General features: G+C 66.4%; 18 protein-coding genes. 1 reads left to right on the top strand and 17 read right to left on the bottom strand.

Features of this window, described 5'->3' with window-relative positions; genetic code table 11:
• Nucleotides 1-148: 148 nt before the first annotated feature.
• From OHB24_RS23875 to OHB24_RS23830, 10 genes are all read right to left on the bottom strand, one after another.
• Entirely contained in the window at nucleotides 149-478 is a 330-nt protein-coding gene (locus OHB24_RS23875) for a hypothetical protein (RefSeq protein ID WP_327633049.1), read from the bottom strand.
• A 5-nt stretch (nucleotides 479-483) separates the two neighbouring features.
• Entirely contained in the window at nucleotides 484-705 is a 222-nt protein-coding gene (locus OHB24_RS23870; RefSeq protein WP_327633048.1) for a hypothetical protein, read from the bottom strand.
• Between the two features lie 736 nt (nucleotides 706-1,441).
• Entirely contained in the window at nucleotides 1,442-2,395 is a 954-nt protein-coding gene (locus OHB24_RS23865; protein WP_327633046.1) for a carbohydrate ABC transporter permease, read from the bottom strand.
• The gene (locus OHB24_RS23860) at nucleotides 2,392-3,375 is read right to left on the bottom strand and encodes a carbohydrate ABC transporter permease (protein ID WP_327633045.1); all 984 of its coding nucleotides are present in this window, start codon (nucleotides 3,373-3,375) and stop codon (nucleotides 2,392-2,394) included. Before OHB24_RS23860 ends, OHB24_RS23865 begins: the two co-directional genes overlap by 4 nt.
• Nucleotides 3,376-3,468: 93 nt before the next feature.
• On the bottom strand, nucleotides 3,469-4,788 hold the full coding sequence (locus OHB24_RS23855) for an ABC transporter substrate-binding protein (RefSeq protein ID WP_327633044.1): 1,320 nt from the start codon (nucleotides 4,786-4,788) through the stop codon (nucleotides 3,469-3,471).
• A 193-nt stretch (nucleotides 4,789-4,981) separates the two neighbouring features.
• The gene (locus OHB24_RS23850; protein ID WP_327633043.1) at nucleotides 4,982-7,273 is read right to left on the bottom strand and encodes a glycoside hydrolase family 3 N-terminal domain-containing protein; all 2,292 of its coding nucleotides are present in this window, start codon (nucleotides 7,271-7,273) and stop codon (nucleotides 4,982-4,984) included.
• A gap of 157 nt (nucleotides 7,274-7,430) precedes the next feature.
• Nucleotides 7,431-8,426: a LacI family DNA-binding transcriptional regulator gene (locus OHB24_RS23845; protein WP_327633042.1), complete on the bottom strand. Its 996-nt coding sequence runs from the start codon at nucleotides 8,424-8,426 to the stop codon at nucleotides 7,431-7,433.
• Nucleotides 8,427-8,878: 452 nt separating this feature from the next.
• Entirely contained in the window at nucleotides 8,879-9,166 is a 288-nt protein-coding gene (locus tag OHB24_RS23840) for an SOS response-associated peptidase family protein (RefSeq protein WP_327641095.1), read from the bottom strand.
• Nucleotides 9,167-9,262: 96 nt separating this feature from the next.
• Entirely contained in the window at nucleotides 9,263-9,883 is a 621-nt protein-coding gene (locus OHB24_RS23835; protein ID WP_327633041.1) for a hypothetical protein, read from the bottom strand.
• Nucleotides 9,884-10,272: 389 nt separating this feature from the next.
• Nucleotides 10,273-10,947, bottom strand: a complete 675-nt coding sequence (locus tag OHB24_RS23830) for a hypothetical protein (RefSeq protein ID WP_327633040.1) — start codon at nucleotides 10,945-10,947, stop codon at nucleotides 10,273-10,275.
• Between the two features lie 660 nt (nucleotides 10,948-11,607).
• Between OHB24_RS23830 and OHB24_RS23825 the strand changes: the two genes are divergently transcribed.
• Entirely contained in the window at nucleotides 11,608-12,576 is a 969-nt protein-coding gene (locus OHB24_RS23825; RefSeq protein WP_327633039.1) for a hypothetical protein, read from the top strand.
• A gap of 336 nt (nucleotides 12,577-12,912) precedes the next feature.
• Here OHB24_RS23825 and OHB24_RS23820 read toward each other — a convergent pair whose 3' ends face one another.
• The 7 genes from OHB24_RS23820 to OHB24_RS23790 all read right to left on the bottom strand — a co-directional run bounded on the left by OHB24_RS23820 (nucleotide 12,913) and on the right by OHB24_RS23790 (nucleotide 21,576).
• Complete coding sequence (locus OHB24_RS23820; RefSeq protein WP_327633038.1) at nucleotides 12,913-13,857, bottom strand: S66 peptidase family protein; 945 nt, start codon at nucleotides 13,855-13,857, stop codon at nucleotides 12,913-12,915.
• Between the two features lie 478 nt (nucleotides 13,858-14,335).
• Nucleotides 14,336-15,583: a hypothetical protein gene (locus OHB24_RS23815; protein ID WP_327633037.1), complete on the bottom strand. Its 1,248-nt coding sequence runs from the start codon at nucleotides 15,581-15,583 to the stop codon at nucleotides 14,336-14,338.
• Between the two features lie 255 nt (nucleotides 15,584-15,838).
• The gene (locus tag OHB24_RS23810; protein ID WP_327633036.1) at nucleotides 15,839-17,188 is read right to left on the bottom strand and encodes a WD40/YVTN/BNR-like repeat-containing protein; all 1,350 of its coding nucleotides are present in this window, start codon (nucleotides 17,186-17,188) and stop codon (nucleotides 15,839-15,841) included.
• Complete coding sequence (locus OHB24_RS23805; RefSeq protein ID WP_327633035.1) at nucleotides 17,181-18,716, bottom strand: TCP-1/cpn60 chaperonin family protein; 1,536 nt, start codon at nucleotides 18,714-18,716, stop codon at nucleotides 17,181-17,183. Before OHB24_RS23805 ends, OHB24_RS23810 begins: the two co-directional genes overlap by 8 nt.
• Before the next feature lie 25 nt (nucleotides 18,717-18,741).
• Nucleotides 18,742-19,800, bottom strand: coding sequence for an ABC transporter ATP-binding protein (locus OHB24_RS23800; RefSeq protein WP_327633034.1), 1,059 nt, complete (start codon nucleotides 19,798-19,800; stop codon nucleotides 18,742-18,744).
• The gene (locus OHB24_RS23795; protein WP_327633033.1) at nucleotides 19,793-20,476 is read right to left on the bottom strand and encodes a hypothetical protein; all 684 of its coding nucleotides are present in this window, start codon (nucleotides 20,474-20,476) and stop codon (nucleotides 19,793-19,795) included. The genes OHB24_RS23800 and OHB24_RS23795 overlap by 8 nt, the downstream gene beginning before the upstream one ends.
• A complete protein-coding gene (locus tag OHB24_RS23790) occupies nucleotides 20,476-21,576 on the bottom strand; it encodes an ABC transporter ATP-binding protein (protein ID WP_327633032.1) in 1,101 nt (366 codons plus the stop codon). The genes OHB24_RS23795 and OHB24_RS23790 overlap by 1 nt, the downstream gene beginning before the upstream one ends.
• Nucleotide 21,577: the final 1 nt, after the last annotated feature.

The following is a 21,577-nucleotide window of genomic DNA, read 5'->3' as shown; positions in this document are numbered from 1 at the left end:
CAGTGACGCCGGGACGTTGCTCAATCCCACTGGGCTGATCAGATCCGTGACTGGTACCACCGGGTGTTGGTGTGACGGGTGTAGCCGGTCGGAGGCTCAACAACCCGTGAACCCGGCGAGTGATGGGTGTTCCAAGGCGCGTCCGCGCTCAAAGCCGCAGACACTCTTGGCCGTCAAGCAAATCAAGCACGTATGCCGGATTCTCGATCACGGCGATGAGACCGCTCGCCCGACGTGCCCATCGCCTGCTGGTGTGATACCAGAACAGCCGCGTGACGCGGTCGTCGTCCAGCGCGAGATCGGCGAGATCGACTGTTACCCGCGGAGCGTCCTCGTGCTCGCAGGTCATACCGCAGCCGGGACACTTCTCCTGTCCCTGCTCCCCTCGGTCGATCCAGTCCAGATCAACGAGGAATCGCCGACCGCAGTCTCCGCGCAACAAGTGCCGGTCGCGCGAGAAGTCGATCGGCCGTTCCATGGTGTTCATTCTCCGCTGCGGTGGGCGAGATCGACTCTCAGATGCTTGAGACGCAACCGGACCTTGACCGCTGGCGGCGCAGGGCTCAAACCGTAGAAGAACCAGAGAGCGGCAGCGACCTGGCGCTTGACGACAAGATCTTTCCGCATATGGCGATCAGCCAACTCGCACGGATGTCGCTCGTGCTTTCCGGCGAGCATCTGCGATTCGCGCTCGATGCTGTGCATGCCAAGCAGTTGTACCCCTCGTCGCACTTGCCTGTGTTGCGCGGCGCGCTAGTTGGGGCGTCTCAGGGGGTGTGGATCCTGAGACCTGACGATCGCCGGGGAACGTCGCGAGCGAGGTCTTACCGTCCTCGCCGAGATGTACAGCCAGTTGGGCAAGTACTACGACTCCCTCGCTGGGCTATCTCAGGACGACCAGGAGAGGCTCGACAGCGTCGAGCCGTCGTTCGGCCGGATTCTCTGCACCAGTCAAGCGAGTCATGCTTTCGTGTGAACTTGGACGAGCAGTGCGTGGGTTGTCAGCGCGAGGCTCGCTTTGGCCAGCTACCCGCCGCCGTGGCTCAGGCAGTCGGCGGAGTGACCAAAGGCAGGTCTCCACATCGCCCTGGCAGGAATCATGGGAGGTGCGGTCCGGCACGGCACGCGTCAAGGGATGCCTTCCTGCCGTCGCAAGCGATCGCTTCGCCTCCCTTGACCCGCACCGCACCGAACCCAAGGTTGGCGCCTGGCGGGGCGATGCCGAGGATTGCACGCACCCCTCGTCACCTCTCCCTCAAGTGTGCGACCCACGCTCCCGAAACTCATCTCACCCCAGCACGGCTCCGGAATGAGAAGTCCCGCGGCTACGCCGCGACAAGGTCCCTGGTTTCGAGCACATTGGGCCACTGTTCGCGGTTCCCGGGCTTGTGGCTCAGCGGGGCTGGCTCGGTCATGAGCCTCGGCTTCGGGGCGTCGGACTTCAGCCCTTGACCGAGCCGGAGGTCAGGCCCCGGATGAAGTACCGCTGGAGGGACAGGAAGACCAGGACCGGGACGAGGATGGTCACGAAGCCGGCCGCTGGGATGAGTTCCCGACCTTGTCCGGTTTGTCCTTGCAGGCCTTGGAGGGCGACCGTCAGGACGGTTTTGTCTCCGCGGCCGAGGAAGAGCAGGGCGATGAGCAGGTCGTTCCAGACCCAGAGGAACTGGAAGATCGCGAACGAGGCGAGCGCGGGGACGGACATGGGAACGATGAGGCGCCAGAAGGTGGTGAAGTGGCTGGCGCCGTCGATCTTGGCCGACTCGATGATGTCGCCGGGCAGGCTGGACATGTAGTTGCGGAAGATGTAGACGGCCAGTGGCATGCCGAACCCGAGGTGGGTGAGCCAGACGGCGAGGAAGGTCTGGTTGATGCCGAGCTGGCCGTAGAGCTTGAGCAGGGGCACTAGGGCGACCTGGTTGGGGACGACCAGCAGGCCGACGATGACGACGAAGATGACGTTGCGTCCACGCCAGGTCATGAAGGTGAAGGCGTAGGCGGCGAAGGCGGCGATGAGGATGGGGATGACGGTCGCGGGAATGGTGACCACGAGGCTGTTCACGAACGCCTTGCCCATGTTGACGCTGGGATCGGCGTTGCTCAGCACGCGGTCGTAGTTGTTGAGGGTCCATTGAGTCGCGCCGAGTGGGTTGCCGAGGACGCTCCACCAGCCAGAGCTGAACTGGGCGTCCCTGGTGCGGAAGGAGTTGATCAGGAGGCCGGCGACCGGGATCATCCACACGACGCAGGCGAGTGCCAGCAGAATGCGTACCGGCCAGGTGGCGCTGCCGCCGCCGATGCCGGGTCGTGACTCGGACGGCTTGGTACGGCGCGGGCGCCGGGACGGTGTCCTTTTGCTGTCCAGCTCTGGCGTTGGGTCGATGCTGATGGTCATCTGCCTGCCTCCTCGGCCTTGAAGTGCCGCACCTGGTAGATGAGGACCGGCGTGATGGCCAGCATCAGCAGGACGACGATGGTCGCGGCGTAGCCCGCGTTGCCGTCGGTGAAGAGTTCGTTGTAGAACCGGCGGCCGATGACGTCGGTGTTGAAGGCGCCGTTGGTCGTGATGTAGACGATGTCGAAGACCTTCATGACGCCGATGAGCACGGTGATGAAGACGGTGATGAGGGTGCCCTTGATCTGCGGGACGATGATCCTGAAGAAGATCCGCCGTTCGCTCGCGCCGTCGACCCGGCCTGCCTCGATGGTTTCCTCGGGCGTGCCCTTGATGGCGGCGGACAGCAGCACCATCGCGTAGCCCACCTGCGTCCAGATGAGGATGACCATGAGGAGCAGGCTGTTGAAGTGCATCGTGTCGATCGAGTACCAGAAGAACGGACCCGAGTGGAACAGGCCGAGGATGGCATTGAGCAACCCGGTCTGGGACTCACCCTCTGGCTGGTACTCGTAGACGGAGCGCCAGATCGTCGCTGCGCCGACCATGCTGATCGCCATCGGCAGGAAGATGGCGGTCTTGGCGGTCTTCTCTCCCCTGGGCCGGAGACGGTCGGCGAGGACTGCGACCCCCAGCCCTAGGGCGACGGTGGCTGCGGGGACGATGAGGATCCACAGGAGATTGTTGAACAGGACACCGAGGAAGTCGGGGCTGGTGAGCAGGTCCTTGTAGTTCGCCAGGCCGACGTACGCGGTGGATGAGGCATTCGCGAAGCTCAGCTGGACAGTGATTACGGCTGGGTAGATCAGGTAGACGCCGATGGCGAGGATGGCCGGGCCGGCGAATACCCAGGGCTTGACTCGTTCCTCCCAGCGATGGCCGAGGGTCTCGACGAATTTGTTGAGGATCCAGAACAGGAGCATCGCGCCGCCGATGCCTCCGAGGATTGCGAGTACCGCGTTGGCGAGATTGGTGACCATAGGGCGGTCCTTCCGTGCGAGCGGTGGCGACGACACCACCAGGTCTCGGGGGCGGTGGCCGTGGGGCCGCGATGGCCCCGCGGTCACCGGGGGTCAGCTGGCTTTCGGCCAGCTGGCGTCGATGTTCTTCAGCGCCTCGTCGAGGTTCTCCTTGCCGGAGATCCACGCGACCGGCTCGGTCCAGAACGTGCCGGCACCGACCTTGGCGGGCATGAGGTCGGAACCGTCGAAGCGGGCGGCCGTGGACTTGTAGAGGACGTCCCGGGCGATCGTGCGGAGCGTGTTGTTGGGGTAGAGCGAGACGTCGAAGGAGTTGTGCGGCGAGAAGTAGCCGGCCTTGCCGACCTCGATGCCGTTGTCCTTGCTGGCGATGAAGTTGCGCAGCTTGATGGTGTTGGCGTCGTTGTTGAAGGCCGCGGCGAGGTCACCGCCGGTGAGGACGGGGTTGTTGCCGGCTTCCTTCACGGGGAAGGCGGCGACGCCGACCTCGGTGTCGAGCTTGGCCAGGACGGCGTCCGGGAAGCCACCCTTACCGGCGACGAACGTGGCCTGCTTGAACAGGTAGCAGCCGGGCGGCTGCTTGAACAGGGCGTTCCCACCGGTCTGGAAGTTCGTGGCCACGATGGCCTTGCTGCCGCCCAGGACGTTGCCGTCGGTCAGGGCGATCTTCTGGAAGTAGTCGAAGGCGGGCTTGATCTCGGGACTGCTGAACTTCAACTGCCCCTTGACCCATTTGTCGTAGTTGTCCGGGCCGGCCAGTCGCAGGACGAGGTCCTCGATCCAGTCGGTGACCGGCCAGCCGGTCGCCTGGCCGGACTCGGCCGCGATGCACCACGGGGTCTTTCCCTGCGAGCGGATCTTGTCGGTGAGGGCGGTCAGCTCGTCGAGCGTCGTCGGGACGGTGTAGCCGGCGGCTGCGAAGGCCGGCTTGTCGTACCACAGGAGGCTCTTGACGCTGACGGCCGCGGGGAGGCCGTAGACCTTTCCGTCCGGGCAGGTGCCCGCCCCGACGAACCCGGGGACGAGGGTCTTGGTGTCGGTCTGGACAGTCGCGTCGTCGTACGCGAGAACGGTCTTCTTCGCCGCCAGGTCGCACATCAGGCCCGGCTGGGGAAACAGGCCCACGTCGGGTGCGCTGCCGCCGGCGACGCGGGCGCGGATCTCGGTGTCCCAGGAGCCTGCCTTGCTGAACTTGATCGTGAACCCGTTGGCCTGGGCGAAGGTGTTGAGGTCCTTCTGGAAGGCCGCCTCCTGGCTGTCGCCGAACCCGTACATGACCTCGACGGTCGACTTCCCTGGGCCGGATGCGTTCCCACTGGAGGCGTCGCTGGGGGCGCCGCTGAGGCACCCCGTTGACAGCATTGCCACGGCGAGCGCCGCGACCGCCGCCTTGGCTGCGTTCGAACCACGCATGAGCTTCCCCTTTCTTACGGGATTGGGTCGTGCCACCCGATGCGGCCGGGCCGCAGCGGATATTCGGGTGTTCGTGGGCAGGCGTCAGCAGCCTGCGGTGGGAGACACCCCACAGGTGTACGGCTCCTCGCAGCGCTGCGGGATGAGCCGCCGTACTAAGTGACGATGTAGTCGTCGTGCTGAGCCGCGACGTTCACGCAGAGGTGGCCGGGTTCACCCCCGATCCGGTGCCGCTGCGTGGTGAAATGCGGAATCGTGCGCTGAGCTGTTGCTGCCGGCGTGAATTGGGGCCGACTCGGAGTCTGAACTCCCCAGCTTCGACGACACGACGGTTGTCGGCTGTGACCAGTGAGCAGTGCGAGGCAGGGATGCTGATGTTCACATCCATGGTTTCGCCTGGAGGAACTTCGGCTTGGGTGAAAGCCTTCAGCTCCTGCTCGGCCCAGGTGACGCTGGTGGTCAGGTCGCTGACGTAGGCCTGAACCGTTTCGACAGCGGGCCGAGACCCACTGTTCGTGAGTCGCACCGTGGCGCTCACGGTGCCGTCAGCAGGCACTTCGTCGTCGTGCACGACAAGAGTGGAATAGGTAACGGTGGTATAGGTAAGACCCTCACCGAACGCGAACAGGGGGTCTTGGCTGAGATCCGCGTAGCGGTCACCATGCTGGCCCCGCACTTGGTTGTAGAAGACGGGTTGCTGTCCTACGTGGTGCGCGAAGCTGATCGGCAGCCGGCCGCTGGGCTCGATGAGTCCGAGAAGGAGTTCGGCGATGGCGCGGCCACCGCGCATGCCCGGGTTGAACGCCTCGATGAGCGCTGCCGCGTTCAGCGCTGAGTCGGGGAGTGTGCTCGGCTTGGACTGGATCAGTACGACGATCATCGGCGTACCGGTAGCGGCCACCTCGTCCAGCAAAGCGATCTGGCTTCCTTGCAGCTCGAGCGTGGCCGTGGAGCGTCCCTCCCCCGTGAGGGCAAGGGTGTCCCCGACGACCACGACGGCATAGTCGGCGGCCTCTGCCGCGGCCACGGCCGCACGAACTTGCGCCTCGTCGACCTGGGCGGGGGTGAAGACAGGCGGAAGCGGTTCACCATGGGGCCCGACAGACCACTCGGCATCGGCGGCGGAGCTTTCGATGTCGGCCCCGCGGGCGTACGTCACGGTCCAGGCGGCAGGTGTGAGGGCGCGAAGGCCGTCGAGCACCGTCTCCACCAGCTCACGGGGATGCCCGTCGGGCATCCAGGCGACCTGGCCGGAAGTACCCGCCCAGTCGCCGAGCATGGCCTCGGGACTGTCGGCGTTCGGGCCGAGAACCGCGATCGTCCGCGGCGTGCCCTGGACTGCGGCGCGGCCGTTTCCGTCCAGCGTCAGTCCGCCTTCGAGCGGCAGGATCCGCTCGTTGCGCAACAGCACCAGGGAACGACGAGCGGTTTCCAGGTTGAGGTCGGCGTGTTCGCGGCAGCCGATCACCTGCCTTTGCCGCTCAGGCTCGGGGGCACGAGGATCTTCGAAGAGTCCGAGCACCACCTTCAGCCGCAGAACCCGACGTACCGCGTCATCGACCTGCTTCTCGCCGATGAGACCCTCGGCGACCGCCGCCTGCGCGGCTTCGAAGAACGCCGGCGTGGCCATGATGAGGTCGTTCCCGGAGTTGACGGCGACCGCCGCCGCCTCGACCTGGTCGGCGCAGACCCGCTGGTCCCAGACCATCCGGCCGACGTTGTCCCAGTCGGTCACCAGCGTGCCGTCGAAGCCCCACTCGCGCCGGAGGACGTCGTTGAGCAGCCATTGATTCGCGGTGATGGGCACCCCGTCGATCGACTGGTAACCGAGCATGAAGGTATGGCAGCCGGCCCCTACCGCCCGCTCGAACGGAGGCAGGAACCACGAGCGCAGCTTGCGTGGGCTGAGATCGGCTTCGCTCGCGTCGCGCCCGCCCTGGGTCTCGGAGTAACCCGCGAAGTGCTTGGCGCACGCCAGCACGGCTGTGGGGTCGCTGAGGCCGTCGCCCTGATAGCCACGCACCATCGCAGCCCCGAGTTCACCGATCAAGAACGGATCCTCGCCGAACGTCTCGTTGATCCGGCCCCAGCGCAGGTCACGAGTGATGCACAGCACCGGCGCGAAGGTCCAGTGGATTCCGCTGGTCGCGATCTCGATCGCAGCCGTCCGTGCGACCCGCTGCAGCAAAGCGGGATCCCAAGTGCAGGCCATGGCGAGCTGAGTCGGAAATACTGTCGCGCCCGGCCAGAAGGAGTGGCCGTGGATGCAGTCGTCGGCTAGCAGCAGTGGAATGCCGAGCCGCGATCGGTGGGCCAGCTCGATGGCCTCGGACCTGCGCGCCGGAGGCACATGCAGGACCGACCCGGCCAGCTTGGTCGACACGATGTCCACCAGATCCTCGTGCTGTGCATCGAGCATCAGCAACTGCCCGACCTTCTCCGGCAGGCTCATCCGGGACAGCAGGTCCTCGACCCGAACCTCCACAGGAGCCTCCGGATCCAAGTACGCGACAGAGCGAACCGACCGTCCCATCATGGTCTCCAAGCAATGAGTCGTCAGAAGTCAGCGAGTTGTTTGCCGATTGGGGGCATCTGTCGGAGTGGGCTGCGCCGAGAGATTGTGCGTTGCCGTGACGCCGGCGTCACTGATCCGTCGAGCCGCGGACCACCAGGCTGGTAGGAATGATGCGGGAGGCAGCGGCGTCCGGCGATTTGCGCACGTGGTCCAGCAACAGGCGCGCCGCCGCCTGGCCCATCTCCCGCATCGGCTGCCGGATGGTGGTCAGTGTCGGGTAGGTGTACGACGCCATCTCGATGTCATCGAATCCGACCACGGCAACATCGCCCGGCACCTCGCGTCCGGCCGCGTGCAAGGCGGCGAGAACGCCGGCGGCCGAGGGGTCGTTGTGTGCGAAGACCGAGTCGAATTCCACGCCCTCAGCGAGAGCGCGCCCGACCGCGAGCCGACTACTTTCAAACTGGAAGTCGCCCCAGATGATGCGGCGCTCGTCGAGCTCGAGTCCGTCCTGCGCATAGACATCAACAAAGCCGCCCAGCCGATCCTGACTACAGCCGTACACCTTGGGACCGGTGATCACCAGCGGACGACGGCGCCCGATCTCCAGCAGGTGGCGCGCCGCCTGCTCACCCCCCTGACGGTTGGTGGTGGAAACGTAGGGGAAGCCCGGCCGCGGAAAGCGGTCGTCGATCAGCACCATCGGTAGCCCGGCTTCGTGCAATTCCGTGATGTAGCCCAAGGCCCCCTCGGGCTCGATCACGAGCAGACCGTCGAACGACTTGGCAGCGACCTGCAGGCCCAGCCTGCGCAGGGACTCCTCGCCGCGGTTCCAGGTCAGCATGCGCAACCCGAAGCCCTCGGTCTCCAGCGCGTCGACGACGCCCTGCACAATGCCGGAAAAGACCCAGGCCAGATCAGGAACCAGCATGCCGACCATCTGCGCAGTGCCACGTCTGAGCCCGACCGCCCCAGCGCTCGGCACATAGGAAAGGTCTGCAATCGCCTGTCGGACCCTCGAGGCTGTTTTCTCGTTGATCTCGCCTCTGCCGTTCAGCACCCGCGAGACCGTCGTCGTGCTGACCCCGGCACGCGCAGCCACGTCAGCGATCGTGACTCCCATCGCCGCCTCCTCTTCTTCACGAGCAACAGCCGACATCCCAGATACGGATATTCGGAACAAGTATCCGGAATCGATTTCGGAATCGATTTCGGAATCGATTCCGGAATCGATTTCGCCAGTAAAGCATCGGCGGAACTGCCGGTCAATAGCCAGTCGAGGACGCGTCGCAGCACGAGCTGGGCGTCGTCGATCACCAGATCCGGCGGACCTGGAGGGCTAATCCCCGCGACCCCACCCTGACCGACGGCCGGCGTCAGCCCCGGCACCCTCTACAACACATCCCCGACCTGCGCGAACTCCGCGCCCGTCAGCCATTGACCGCGTTGACACCCCAACCGGGCTGACCTTCAGTCCGTCCTTCCGGAAGACCAACGATCGATGGAGGTTTCCCAAGGGAGCCTCCATCGCTCGGGTGGATAGCCGCCAACTGTTGCCTAAAGCCCTCGACCTCTTCAGCTCATGGGTCGCGACAACTGGTCGACGTCGTGGTTGCGGGGATCGAGCCACTCGTTCCAATGATCAGGCGCGATCGCCACGGGCATCCGGTCGTGAATCCGGCCGACGCTGTCGGTCGCGCTGGTCGTGTACGTCGGCACGATCCGGTTCGGGTCGTCCTCGGGCAGCGATTTGTCATACCAGACCTCGTACCGCCCGGCCAACGCCAGCGTCGACCCGTCCGAGGGGTCAGTGACTGCGCTAACGGCCCTACCGTCCTGGTCGCGCCTGCCGGCGTTCGCGATGATTGTGGACGACGTCGAGGAGGCGACGACGGCGTGCTGCCACCATGAAAGCGAGTGCGCCGGACCGAAACCGTGGACCCTCGGTCGCGGATCGGTTCATCGCTGCTCCAGCCCGGCTTGGTCGTCGTACCGTTCGACCGGGCGGTGAGGGATCGCGCAGGCCAGCATGAGTAGGGCCATGAACGCGTAGTAGTACAGCGCGACCCAAAGCCCCGCTGGTGTGTCGATCGCGAGGTGCGGGGCGAAGGACTCGACCGTGAAGGCCCAGATCGGTACGGCGCTGAGAGCCACGAGGCCGGTGATCAGTCGTCCCCACAGCGGGCCGCGGCCAGAGATGGCATAACCGCCGAGCATGCCGTACAGCGGTACGCCGATGGCGCCGCCGCCGATGCCGCTCTCGAGGATGCCGACCGGGTCCGGGGTGAGCACGGCCGCGAAAAGCAACGGCGAGAGCGCCAGCCAGCGCCAGTGCGGACGGCCGCCGGTACGTCGGATGGACTCGGCCCACGCGAGGAGGATGCCGGTGAGAGTGCCGGGCAGCAGGACCCAGGCGAAGGTGCCGACCCAGTGGACGCCAGCCTCGTTGCCCGCGACCTGAGACATGAACCCGCGCAGTCCGGCCGCCCAGGCGAATCCGCCGAGAGCGCCGAAGGCGAGCAGCGTTGTCCGACCGACGGTCGGCAGTTGAACTGGCCGCGATGATTGTCCTGTCGCCATTGGACCCACCAATCCCCCCAGGTCCCAGCTCTCACGATAAATCAGCCGGCACCCGTGCGGCTTCGAACTCTGCCCGCAAACCCGAGCATCTCGAGGCTGCACTGACGCGCCTGGGCATCGAGACAAAGATCTCGACTCGTTCGTCAAACAGACCCTGCGATCCTGTGCATCGACCAACAGCGCGTTCTCAGCTGCCGCCGCCGGCCTCGGCTCTAGTGCAGAGAATCTTCGCGCCCACCGTGCTGCCGATGTGGGGTCGAGTCGTTGCCGGTGGCGACTATGTCCCGTCTCTTCAGATCTGCGAGCTCGCTGGGCCGAAACCAGCGAAGATCGTGGCTCATTGACGCGGCCCGCGACGGCGATAGACCTGGACCCGAGTGGGCGCGCTTTCAAGCGGATCGGCTCACGCCGTGGAAGTTGCGCCGCAAGAGCAGCACCGCCACCGTGAGCACCCAAAGCCAGAACAGCAAGTACGGCACCAGCCAGATGTTGTTCGACCAGTCGATGCGGCAAAGGACGAGGCCTCCTCCGCTTGCGATGGCCAGCCAGCCGACCCAGCGGGGCAGGAATCGGCTCGATGCGATGACCCACCCGCAGCACACGGCGAAGCTGCCAAGCGCCACGCGCGCGTTCGCGAACGCCGCCTGCGACTCCTCAAAGGCAAACCTGGCGATCTGAGGGTCGAGATCATCGGCAATGAACACGGCCGCGACCTCGTTCCCCGTGAGGACCAGAGCAGCGAACAACACACCGGAGACCATCCCGATTGACGACCGCCACGGAGCCACGCCCTCGGCGTGCCGCAACAGCATGGACAGCGCGACCCCGAACCACACGAAAGTGACCAGCCCGATCGTGAGAGCGAAAGACCGGAACGGGGAGGCAACCGTGTTAGGTGACCGGTAGTGGCCGAGGAACTCGGCGGCCGGGGCGGTGAACGACGGTTCAGCGCGCGAGCCGACAAGCACGACGAACAACAACACCACCGCGGCCAGCCCCGCGATGCCGGTGACCCTACCAAGGCGCTGCCACGCAGCAGCGTCAGAAATCGGGACATCCTTCATCTGTTGATGATGCACGAACTCGTCGCTTGAAACGCACTCTCATGCCGCGATCCGGTCCTTCTACACTTCGTCGGCGAACCCTCCTCCCCGCGACAGCGTCCGCCGAACAAACGGGTGTTTCCCTTCGAGACTTACCTGAACTGCGGAGACAGCGACAAGTTCGGTACCCCCAGCGGAAGGTACCGGGCTCGAATGGTGTGGCCGCGAGCGGCCGGGCTCAGCGTGACCACCCGAGCGGCCGCCATGTGGCGATCCCGGCGGCCAGGAGGGTGCCGCCGGGGTCTGAGGCGAACGTCATCAGCCTAGGCACGTCCAAGGCATTCACGGTAGGGCCCGGCGCCGACCGTTCCGCGTCGTACGACGCGCGCCACCCGGTGATCACGGAGGAATCGATCCGGGTCGCGCCGGGCGCGCCGGTGGGCGGGGCCGGTGATAGTGGCAGTTATCACCGGGAAACCCACGGGTGTTGCATCTGATGCAAGAACTCCCGATCCTCAGCGATTCCGGCATCGGATCGTCGACGAGCGCGACGGAGAGACACCGTGAGGTGCCCGTCATGCACTCGTTGCTCTTGCTACGAGCGCGCTCCACACCCAGCACCGTAAGAAGAGCCGCCGACAGGTTCGGCAACATTCGAGCTCCGGCCCGCATCGTGTAGGTATGAAACCCAACCAGAACACAGCAATCCTCAAGCGCACCACGACCGTGATCGGCGGCCTCGCAATCCTGAGCACAGCTCTGGCCACAGGACCGCCGGCGCACGCATCCCCAACGGGATCGACACCGCAGGCGACGGCCCAGGCTACGGTCTGCGGCATCAAGATCGGAGAAGTGACAGCCGCCGGCGGTCTGGTGGCAACGAACTACGCCGCGACCAGACCGCCGACCCAGACGGCGTACCAGTGGGGCCCGAGCGGCCTCTACCCGCCAGGCAAGGCGCGCCTCGCGAGCTTCATCGACTTCCGGGATGCCAACGAACGCCAGGTCCTCGGCTACGTCACCCTCGGCGACGCCATGTACTTCAGCACCTACTTCGCGAGCGCGTCCGGCGATCTCGATCCCGAGGCCGGGCCGCCGACTCTTACACGGGTCGGCGGTGGCTGGGCGAACTACACCGCCTTCGACGTGTCGCGCTGGGCGAACTCGACCTCACACCGCACGTCCGCCTACGCGGTGCGCAACGACGGCGTACTGTCCCGTTGGACCATCGACGACAACGGCGCCTGGCGCAATCGCTGGTCGTACGCCGGTCTCAAGGGCGTGAAGTCGATCGCGGTGATCAGCAAGACGGCGACGTACGACACCCTGCTGGCAAACACCGTGACGGGCGTCCTCAAGACCATCCGCATCCCGGTCAGCACGTCGCTCAGGCCAGTGATCAAGACCGTGCGAAGCGGCACCTGGCAAGGGTTCGAGTCGCTCATCGCCACCAAGTGCGGCACCAGCGGGACACTGCTGCTCGGCATCGACAAGGACCTGCAGAAGGGCTACCTCTACGCCGTCGGCCACGCCACCGGCACCTCCACGGTGATCCAGAGCATCGGCCTGGTCCCGGCCATCAGGTTTTACTCCCCGATGTACTTCCGCTGGGGTGTGCCGGCGATGGACGACCCGATGAACGGCGAATGATTACCACCGTCGCCGTACTGCCGGACGGCTACACCGTACGTCCACGACACGAGTGGGCCGGAGGCTCTTAAGAACCTTCCGCCAGTCGCCAAAGCTCTCGCGGCGTGTAAGTAGCGGCGTGTCGTTGCTCTCGGCAACCGACCAGGTGGGCAGAGGTTTCCTGCGTCTAATGCAGGAAACCACGCTCAGGAGTGGTCGGTGGATGGTGTTCCGGGCTTCGTCCCGCGGCTGTTGCGTGACCCTTGCGTCACGCTGTTCCGAGGCGATGGTCGACGGCTGGGGTACGCAGATGTTCGCCCGAGGGCCGGCGGTCGAGGTGCAGCGACTGCCGGGTGTTCAGCGAACGCCCGGCGCGACGGTAAGCGTGCCTGCTGCCGGGTCAATTGTCGCCAGGGTGCCGAGTGGGACGGTGGCGGGTTGGAGACCGTGTCCGATGGGCAGGCCGCCGAGGATTGGAACGTCGAGCTTCGCCAGACGATCACGGAGAACGTCGAGCACGGTCCATCCGTTGCTGACGGCATCGTCGTACCCAACGACCTGGCCCAGGGCGACACCGCGCAGGCCCTCGAGTAGGCCTGATCTCATCAACTGGGTCAGTTGACGGTCGACCATGCCAAGACCTGTGCCATGGTTCAACTCGATCAGGAGGATGCCGCCGTCCAAGCTGGGCAGGTCTGCGCCGATGGCGCCTCGAACTGTGTCGAGGTTGCCGCCCATCAGGAATCCGGTGGCAGCTTCGCCTGCGGTCAGGGCTGCGCTCAGTTCCTTCGGATCCTCGCGGACGACGATCTCGTCGGTAGTCATCAGTGCGCGGCGTAGCGCCTCGGCACACTCGGGTCCACAGTTCGGCTCGTACCAGCTCATGGACGGCCCGTGGATGCCGACCACGCCGGCCTCCTTCCACAGGGCGAGGTGCAAGGCGGTGATGTCGCTGAAGCCGATCAGCGGTTTCGGGTCGCGTCGTACGGTCTCGAAGTCGAGACCGTCGGCGATGCGGTAGGCGCCTTTGCCGCCGCGCGTGGCGAAGACCGCGCGCACTCCCGGGTCACGGAAGGCATCGTTGAGATCGGCCAGCCGATCCTCGTCAGTGCCGGCCAGGTATCCGAGGCTGTCGAAGGCGTGATCGCCGAGCTCGACCTGCAGGCCCCAACCCGTGAGGAGATCGACGCCGTTCGCCACCAGTTCGCGGTCGGGTGTGCTGGCTGGGGAGACGAAACGGACGCGGTCACCGGGATTCAAGTGAGGCGGGAGCAGTGCTGGGCGGAGGGCCGTGGAAGTCATGGTTCGCAAGTCTGGCAGTAACCTCCGACAGCCTCTCCGGATCTGCTGCCAGACGTTGCCCCGCGCCTCATCCAGAGCGACTGACTGCCGAACTCCCGGTACTCCAACCACCGGCGTGATAACCCAGTCGCGCCTACACGACGTTGCAGGAATCTGGAGTGGGGTTTGGCTCAGCCGCGCCGGCTCGCAGACCGCGACGACCACCAAAGCGCTGTGCACGTCCGGCTTCAACTGGAAGCAGTGGAGCACCGTCATAGAGTTCGGCAGCACCGCTAAGCACCGGCGTCGTACGTCGCGTTCGACCTGCTCACGATCGCCGGGGTCGACCTGCGCACTCAGCGCTCGACCGCACGCCGTACCCGACTCGAAGGCCTGGGTGCCTTATCCGGATTAGGAAGTTTGCAGTGCCTCCGGTTGCGGCACCGTGCGGTTGTCGCTCTGCGGTCTCCGGTCACTTCGTTCTGTCGGTGGAGTGTTGCTATTTGGGCTGCGCGAGGCACCAGTCGATGGCGGTGTCGTGTCCGGATCTGTCGGTGCTCCAGTCTGGATCGATTCGCTGGTCGGGGAAGACGGCGGCGGTATCGGCGTCGGAGAAGCGGTAGTGCCGTGTTGCGCAGTGCGCACGCAGGCCCGATCGGGGGAGATCGAAGGTGCCAAGTTCCTGGTAGCCGACGGGCCGGGCGCCGGTGGGCTCGCCAACAAGGATGGCTTCGGTTTCGCGGCGGAAGTCGGTGGCGGTGACCATCGCGGCCGAGTAGGTGTTCCTGCCGATCAGTACGTACAGGCCGCCGGGGCGGTTGATGGTCGGCAGCCTCCAGATCGGGTAGATGAGGTTGTGACGGGCGAGGGTGTAGTCGCCGCCGCCGTTGTCGCGAAGGTCGAGGATCAGCCGGGCTGGTGCGGCGTCTTGCAGGTGCGCAATCAGTTGCCCAGCGGCCTGTTCGAGGCCGTCGTAGCGGCGGAAGTTCGCGTAGGTCGCGTCTGTTGCGGGAAGTGCGGTGTAGGCGAGCGGCTCGTCGGGGCTCCGCATCCGGAGCGGGGCATCCGGCGAGGGGAACGGCCATGACGGTGCCGCACCAGATGGCAGGGATGCCACCTCGGCTGTGAAAGACGCGTCGTCCTGGCCGACGAAGCTGAACTCGCCGGCGGCGGTGTCGGGCAGGCAGCCGAGCGCAACGAGCACGTCGGCGCGGGTGAGTCGATCCGCGCTGCGGGCCCGCTCGTGCCAGGCGTTCTCGCCCTGTGGAATGAGTGGCTGGAGCCGCCGGTCCAGCTCCTCGACGGCGATGCCACCGATCGCAACCAGTTGAGCACCGAGCACTCGAGGGTTGTCAGTGAGCGCCTTCACTACGCGCAACTGGTCGCCGTACCAGAACAATTCCAGCGGAAAGCGCCGGTAGTGATCGTCGGTCTCGACGCTGGTGTGGCCGTCGCCGATCATTGCTGCTACCTCGTCGAAGCCGACCAGGATTGCGGTGCCGGACAGGTCTGGAATGCGATCGTGCAGGCGAGCCACTGTGGCGTCGAACTGTTCCGGTGAGATCGTGTGGAAAGGGTCGCGGTGCCGCTCGAGGAGGCCGTTGGCGAGGGCATCGAGGTCTGCGTGCCAGTCGTCCGGATCCATGAGCCGCAACCTCTCGGCAGCGGTCGGTCCCGGTCGATCGTCGGCCGCTGTTGCGGCGAACATTTCGGATGGAGTACTCAGGTCCTTCGTCGTGTCTGCCATCTGTCCTCCAACCTCTACTGAGTGGCTTCCGGACGCATTCAGTGCCGCATCGGCAGGTCGGCTCCAGCCCCGGCTCTACCTTCCCTGGCATCCTCACCGGAATGCACGACCCGGCTCGCCGCCGTGCCGACGAGCCGTGAGAGACATGTTTCGAGAGTAATCTCTCAGATCATCCTCGACAACACAATCGAGCGTCTTGCAGCCGGACATGTCAGTCGTAGTTGATGTGACGAGTTGTGGTTTGCGGTAGGTCGGTCAGGCTCGTGTCACGTCTATCGGGCCTGCGGCCGTCCAGGTGCGGGTCCGGTCGCAGTGCCACACGGTCGCGATTCCGCGCGCCGGGTCGGCGGTCATTGCGGCGATCACGTCGTGCTCGGATGCCATCGCGAGGAGCCGGGCGGGCGCCCATGGAACGGTGGTCTGCTGCCAGGACTCGCCGTGGTCCTCGGTGTGCAGCAAACGCCCGCCTTCGGCGTCGCCCGCCCAGCCCGTGCCGTCCGCTCGGAACGCCAGGTGGTGAACGCGCCCGGTATCGCCGTCGAGCACGACTCGCCAGCTCTCACCGAGGTCGGGCGAACGCCAGAGTCCCGCAGCGGAGGAGATCAGCAGCCCTCCATCGGGAGTGGGCGACACGGCCATGAGTGGTATCGGGAGCCCCTGAAGTGCTCCCCGCGGTCCGATGATGCCCGACAGCCGGCCCCACCTGAGTTCCCCACCAGGGAGTGCGATCGTGTTGTCCAAGTCGTCCAACGCGGGACAGCCGTAACCGTGCCAGGTGACCCCGCTGTCCCGGCTCACCATGAGCCCGTCGGGTCCCCCGGCGAGGAGCTTCGTGCCGGTTCGAAGGAGTGCGAGTGCCGCGACATCCGGCGACCGTGTGGTGCCTTCTCCACGAAGCCGGGAGCCAAGGATGCCGTGCTCGGCGGTCGCCACCACACAGACAGCGTCGTCGGTGATCGCGAGGGCAACCGGCAGGACGTTGTCGGGAAGGGACGTCATGATCCGCCAGGTGCGTCCGTCATCGCTGGAGCACAACAGCTCGCCTGCCTCGGTCACGGCGACGGCCGCGCCTCCTGGCGTGCTCGCCAGGCCCGCGACGGACTTCCCTGCCGAGCTGATCGCGACTCGCCAGGCCCGTCCCGCGTTCGGCGACCAGTAGACACCGGCCGGCGTCCCGGCGATCACGGTGGTCCCCGACATCAGCAGTGCGGTGACGTCGCGGCTTGGCAGCCCGAAGTTCGACCGCTGCCAGGTCCGGCCCGCGTCCGTGCTGCGCAGGATCCCGCCGCCGAGCGTGCCCGCGATGGCCGCATCGTCGTGGACGACGAGCGCCGAGATCGGCTGCGTACCACCCTCCGACTCCGTGCCCTGCCAGCTCAGCCCACCGTTCTCCGAACGCGCGACGCCGTCGACTCCGCCGGCCAGCACGACCGGAGAGCCGTCGACGGGGCCATGGGCGAAGGCGGCGACGGTCCGGATGGGCGAGTCGACACGCACCCATTCAGTGGTTCGGGAATCACCGCTGAGCCGAGCGATGCCTCCGGGCCCGCCGGCGAGCAGGGTCCCGTCGGGCAAGTCGAGGAGGGCGAGGACAAGGTCAGCCACGAGCGCCTCCCGCCGCGACGAGCGTCGTCGTGATCACCGTGCCGGCGAGACTGCCGGCGGAACGAAGCGCGCCCTCGGCTACTCCCGCGCTGTCGACCAGGCCCGCTTTGCGTACGTCGACGTACGAACCGTCCGTGGCGTCGAAACCCCAACCTTCGCCGAGCTCGGCCAACTTCTCCACCGCGACCGAGGGTGAGTCCGACCCGTGACTGCTTACGAGTTGGCGGAACGGCGCTTCCAGCGCGGCCAGTACGACGTCGACGCCATAGCGCTGTTCTTCGGTACCGCACTCCGCCCGGGCGGAGAGAACGTCCGGCCGGCACCGTAGATAGGCTGTCCCGCCACCGCCGACGACTCCCCCGGCTCGGGCGGACTCGAACATTCGTTGCCCGTTCTCGATCCGGGCGCGATACAGCGCGCGTTCAGGATCGGTCCCTCCGGTGATCGTGACGACACCCAGCGAGCCCGCGAGCCGGGCCAGTCGGAGTCGGAGAGCGTTGGTCTCGTGGCCCGCGGGAGTCCGTTGGACCCGGGCCGAAAGGGCCTCGACGCGATCGGCGGGATCGCCGGCACTGTCGCTCACCGTCAGCTGGGCTCTGGTGAGCGAGACATGTCGCGCGCTGCCGCAATCAGCCGACCGAACCGTTCCCGGGTGGCGGCCGAGGGCTGCCGTGAGGACGGAGGCGCCGGTCAGCACGGCCAGATCCCCCAGGTCATCGCCGACCCGCGTCCCGGCCGACGCCAGACACCACGGTGCTACCAGGGGCGCGCCCGGCTGAGTGCGCATGGCCAGAAGGATCCGCGACGCATCGGCTTCGACGTCTCTGCTGACGAGCAGGAGGGGTCGGCCCTCGCGGTGAGCCAGATCGAGCACCGGCAGTACGTCGTCCGCCTGCCGAAGGACTCCGTCCACGACGACGATCAACGGCTCGCAGAGGGTCAGTTCGCTCTTCCCCTCGGGCAGCCACCCGCCATCCGCCGGCCGAGCCCGCCAGCGGGCACCGTCGACGTACTCGTGGTCGACGAGCGGGCCGGCCACCGAGGGCACCAGACCGTCCCGCTCCTCGATGAGCAACGCGGGATGTTCCCCGAGGAGGTCGAACATCTCCGCGAGCAGGGCACCGAGTGACGCATCGTGTACGGCGGCGCTGAACAGGCCACGAGCTTCCTCCACGCCTACCTCTGTCGCCTGCCTCGCCAGTGATCTGCACGCAGCGTCGACGGCGCGGTCGATGCCCCTGCGGAGGTCGATCGGCTGAACGCCCGCGTTGACCAACCGGCCGGCCTGCCCGACCATGACACCGGCCAGCACGGCCGCGGTTGCGGAACCGTCTCCGTACGTTTCCCGGACCGTTCGGGCGAGCTCGCCGACGAGGAGAGCGCCGGCGTTGTGCGCCCGGCCCACTCCGGCCAGGCCGGTGATCCGCCTCGCCAGCACCGCGGAGTCGGCGAGCAGCTCGAGCGACGCTCCACCGCTCAGGACAGGCGCCGCCGACGGCCCGAGCGTCCGTGAGAGCAGCCTGACCATCGCAGCGACACCTGCGAGTAGCGAGTCATCCACGAGTCAGGGCCTGCTCGGTATCCGCATCGAAGAAGCGCAGATTCCCTGCAGGAGTGTCGAATCGTACGAGCTCGCCGGGCGCGACGGCGTCCTCGACGATCGCGGACAGCGTCGTACCGCCGGCCGAGAACCGGACCAGCAGCTCTGTCATGCCTTCCTCGACCTCGATCACCCGGCCCTCGATCACGCCGTCAAGGGCAACGGTGGTGTTCTCCGGGCGGAAGCCGACCAGCACGCGGCCGATCGGACGACCCGCGAGTTCCTCGGGTAGCGGAAGCGCGATCCCGTCGGCTCTGGCTGTCGCGCCGTCGACCTCGGCGACGAACACATTCATCGGCGGGCTGCCGACGAACTTCGCGACGAAGACGTTCGCGGGCGCATTGAGGAGTTCGTCGGCGCAGCCGACCTGCTGCAGCCGTCCATCCGCCATGACGCCGACCCGGTCGGCCATCGCGAAGGCCTCGCTCTGGTCGTGCGTGACATAGACACTCGGCTGCTTCTTCGCCTTGTGTACCGAGAGAATGTCCCGCCGGGCGCGGTACCGGAGCTTCGGGTCGAGGTTGGAGAGCGGCTCATCGAAGAGGTACGCGCCGGCGTCCTTGACCATCGCCCGCGCGAGGGCCACTCGCTGCTGCTCACCTCCCGACAGGTCCTGTGTGTAGCGATCCAGCATCTCGCGCAATCCCAGCTTGGCGGCTGCTTCGGCCACGCGCTGCTCGATCTCCGCCTTCGAGTGCTTTCCCCTGGCCTGCAAGCCGTACGCGATGTTGCCCTGGACATTCATGGCCGGGTAGAGCCCGTACTCCTGGAACACCATGCCGAGGTTGCGCTCGCGCGACGGCAACGCCGTGATGTCCCGGCCGTCGAGCAGGATCTCGCCGCTGTCCGGGCGCTCGAGTCCACAGATCAGCTTCAGCAACGTGGTCTTGCCGGACCCGGACGAGCCGAGAAGTACGAAGAACTCACCGTCCTGCACAGTGAAGCTGACGTCGTCGACGGCCTGGTGGTCGCCGAGCCGCTTACTGACGTTGCGCAGTTCGAGCTCACTCATAGCGGACCTCTTCGTAGAGATGGGTTTGCAGCAAGGCGATCAGCATCGGAGCGGCCAGGACTGCGCCGGCGACCGTGATCACGGATGCGACCAGCACGAGCGCGGCGGCGAGGCAGCACTTCAACATCGTCGCGGGTCGCAGCCACAGGAGCCGGGCTGATCCGACCAGGAGCGAACCGGCCGTCGCGTTGCTGCGCGCAACCAGCAGCGGGCCCCAGACACTCGAGATGACAAGCAGGCCGAGCAGAGCGCCCCGGAGTAGTACCTCCAAGATCATCAGCCGAGTCGCGCTCGCCAGGACGACGGCCCAGACCAGCAGACCCACACCCGCGAACAACGGAGTCAAGGCCGTCAACGCGGCGGTCCAGGTGTCGCGCAGCGCGGCCCGGGCGGTGCGCAGATCGAGTTGCTCACCGGCAAGTGCCCTGGCGGCCAACGCGAACAAGGCCCCCGTGGCAGGTACGACCAGCAGGCTGCTGAGCATCGCGAGCGAGACCCGCAGCCAGCCGGGCAGTCCCGGAAAGCCGAGCGCGACCAGAGCAGGAAACAGTACGACGGACCATGCGACGCTGACCGCGACCATGCGTTCGACCTGTTCGGCGAAGGCCGCGAACGCCCCGACGACCAGGCCTCGATGGTTCTCGCGGACGATGCCGGAGTCGTCGAAGAACGGCATCAGAGCGCCCGTTCCGTCTCCGCGTCGAACAGCCGTACCTTGCTCACATCGACGGCCAGCGGAACCTCCTGACCGACGTACCGTTCCGGCAGCCGGCTGGCGAACGTCGCCGCGACGTCCTGCGAGCCGAGCGTGAGATAGGCCGTCGATCCGGTCGTCGTCGGTTCGATGATCTCCACCGTCGCGTGCACGGTGTTGTCATCGGTCACCGCGAACTTGGCCTGACGCGGCGACTGCAGATCTTCCGGACGGACCCCCAGCTTGACGGTCCGTCCGGCGTACGGCGCGGCAAGGGCCGCCGGCAGTCCGATCCGCAGCTCTTCACCAACAGCGACGACGGTCTCCTCGTCGGTGGGATCCGGTTCCAGCCGTACGTCGAACACGTTGATGCTGGGTGTACCGATGAAGAATGCGACGAAGAGGTTCACAGGGGTCTCGTACAACTCCCGTCCGGTACCGATCTGCTGAATCTCGCCGTCGCGCATGACGGCGATCCGGTCGCCCATCGACATGGCCTCGTCCTGATCGTGCGTCACATAGATCGTCGGCTTCTGCTGCCGCTTGTGGAGGGCGAGAATGTCCTCCCTGGCCTGATGCCGGAGCTGCGCGTCGAGGTTGGACAAGGGCTCGTCGAAGAGGTAGGCACGCGCATCCCGGACCAGGGCTCTGGCCAGGGCGACCCGCTGACGCTCGCCGCCGGACAGCTGACGAGGCTTGCGCTTGAGCAGTGGGCTGATCCGGAAGACCTCCGCGGCGTGCGGGACACGGTCCGCGATGACGTCCGATCCCTGCCGGCGGGAGCGGAGACCGTAGGCGATGTTCTCGTAGACGGTCAGGTGCGGGAAGATCGCGTAGTCCTGGAAGACCATCGCGATATCACGGTCCCGGGGACGGATGGCGGTGACCTCCTCGCCACCGATGTGGATCTCGCCGCGCTCTGCCTCCTCCAGGCCGGCCACCAGCCGAAGCGTCGTGGTCTTCCCACAGCCGGACGGTCCCACCAGCACCAGGAACTCGTTCTCCCCCACGTCGAAACTGACGTCGTTGACCGCGACCTTCTGTTCGAAACCGCGGGTCAGGTTGCGTACCGAAATCGTCATC

Origin of the sequence: Kribbella sp. NBC_00482 (assembly GCF_036013725.1) — a bacterium.
In the GTDB taxonomy this organism is placed as follows: domain Bacteria; phylum Actinomycetota; class Actinomycetes; order Propionibacteriales; family Kribbellaceae; genus Kribbella.
This window is presented reverse-complemented; position numbering and strand designations above follow the sequence as displayed.

What these genes read in the sequence shown, in the direction of transcription:
- OHB24_RS23865 (WP_327633046.1), bottom strand. Translation starts at nt 2,395, where the DNA reads ATGACCATCAGCATCGACCCAACGCCAGAGCTGGACAGCAAAAGGACA.
- OHB24_RS23800 (WP_327633034.1), bottom strand. Translation starts at nt 19,800, where the DNA reads ATGAGTGAGCTCGAACTGCGCAACGTCAGTAAGCGGCTCGGCGACCAC.
- OHB24_RS23825 (WP_327633039.1), top strand. Translation starts at nt 11,608, where the DNA reads ATGAAACCCAACCAGAACACAGCAATCCTCAAGCGCACCACGACCGTG.
- OHB24_RS23855 (WP_327633044.1), bottom strand. Translation starts at nt 4,788, where the DNA reads ATGCGTGGTTCGAACGCAGCCAAGGCGGCGGTCGCGGCGCTCGCCGTG.
- OHB24_RS23845 (WP_327633042.1), bottom strand. Translation starts at nt 8,426, where the DNA reads ATGGGAGTCACGATCGCTGACGTGGCTGCGCGTGCCGGGGTCAGCACG.
- OHB24_RS23805 (WP_327633035.1), bottom strand. Translation starts at nt 18,716, where the DNA reads ATGGTCAGGCTGCTCTCACGGACGCTCGGGCCGTCGGCGGCGCCTGTC.
- OHB24_RS23820 (WP_327633038.1), bottom strand. Translation starts at nt 13,857, where the DNA reads ATGACTTCCACGGCCCTCCGCCCAGCACTGCTCCCGCCTCACTTGAAT.
- OHB24_RS23875 (WP_327633049.1), bottom strand. Translation starts at nt 478, where the DNA reads ATGGAACGGCCGATCGACTTCTCGCGCGACCGGCACTTGTTGCGCGGA.
- OHB24_RS23835 (WP_327633041.1), bottom strand. Translation starts at nt 9,883, where the DNA reads ATGGCGACAGGACAATCATCGCGGCCAGTTCAACTGCCGACCGTCGGT.
- OHB24_RS23815 (WP_327633037.1), bottom strand. Translation starts at nt 15,583, where the DNA reads ATGGCAGACACGACGAAGGACCTGAGTACTCCATCCGAAATGTTCGCC.
- OHB24_RS23860 (WP_327633045.1), bottom strand. Translation starts at nt 3,375, where the DNA reads ATGGTCACCAATCTCGCCAACGCGGTACTCGCAATCCTCGGAGGCATC.
- OHB24_RS23870 (WP_327633048.1), bottom strand. Translation starts at nt 705, where the DNA reads ATGCACAGCATCGAGCGCGAATCGCAGATGCTCGCCGGAAAGCACGAG.
- OHB24_RS23790 (WP_327633032.1), bottom strand. Translation starts at nt 21,576, where the DNA reads ATGACGATTTCGGTACGCAACCTGACCCGCGGTTTCGAACAGAAGGTC.
- OHB24_RS23795 (WP_327633033.1), bottom strand. Translation starts at nt 20,476, where the DNA reads ATGCCGTTCTTCGACGACTCCGGCATCGTCCGCGAGAACCATCGAGGC.
- OHB24_RS23830 (WP_327633040.1), bottom strand. Translation starts at nt 10,947, where the DNA reads ATGAAGGATGTCCCGATTTCTGACGCTGCTGCGTGGCAGCGCCTTGGT.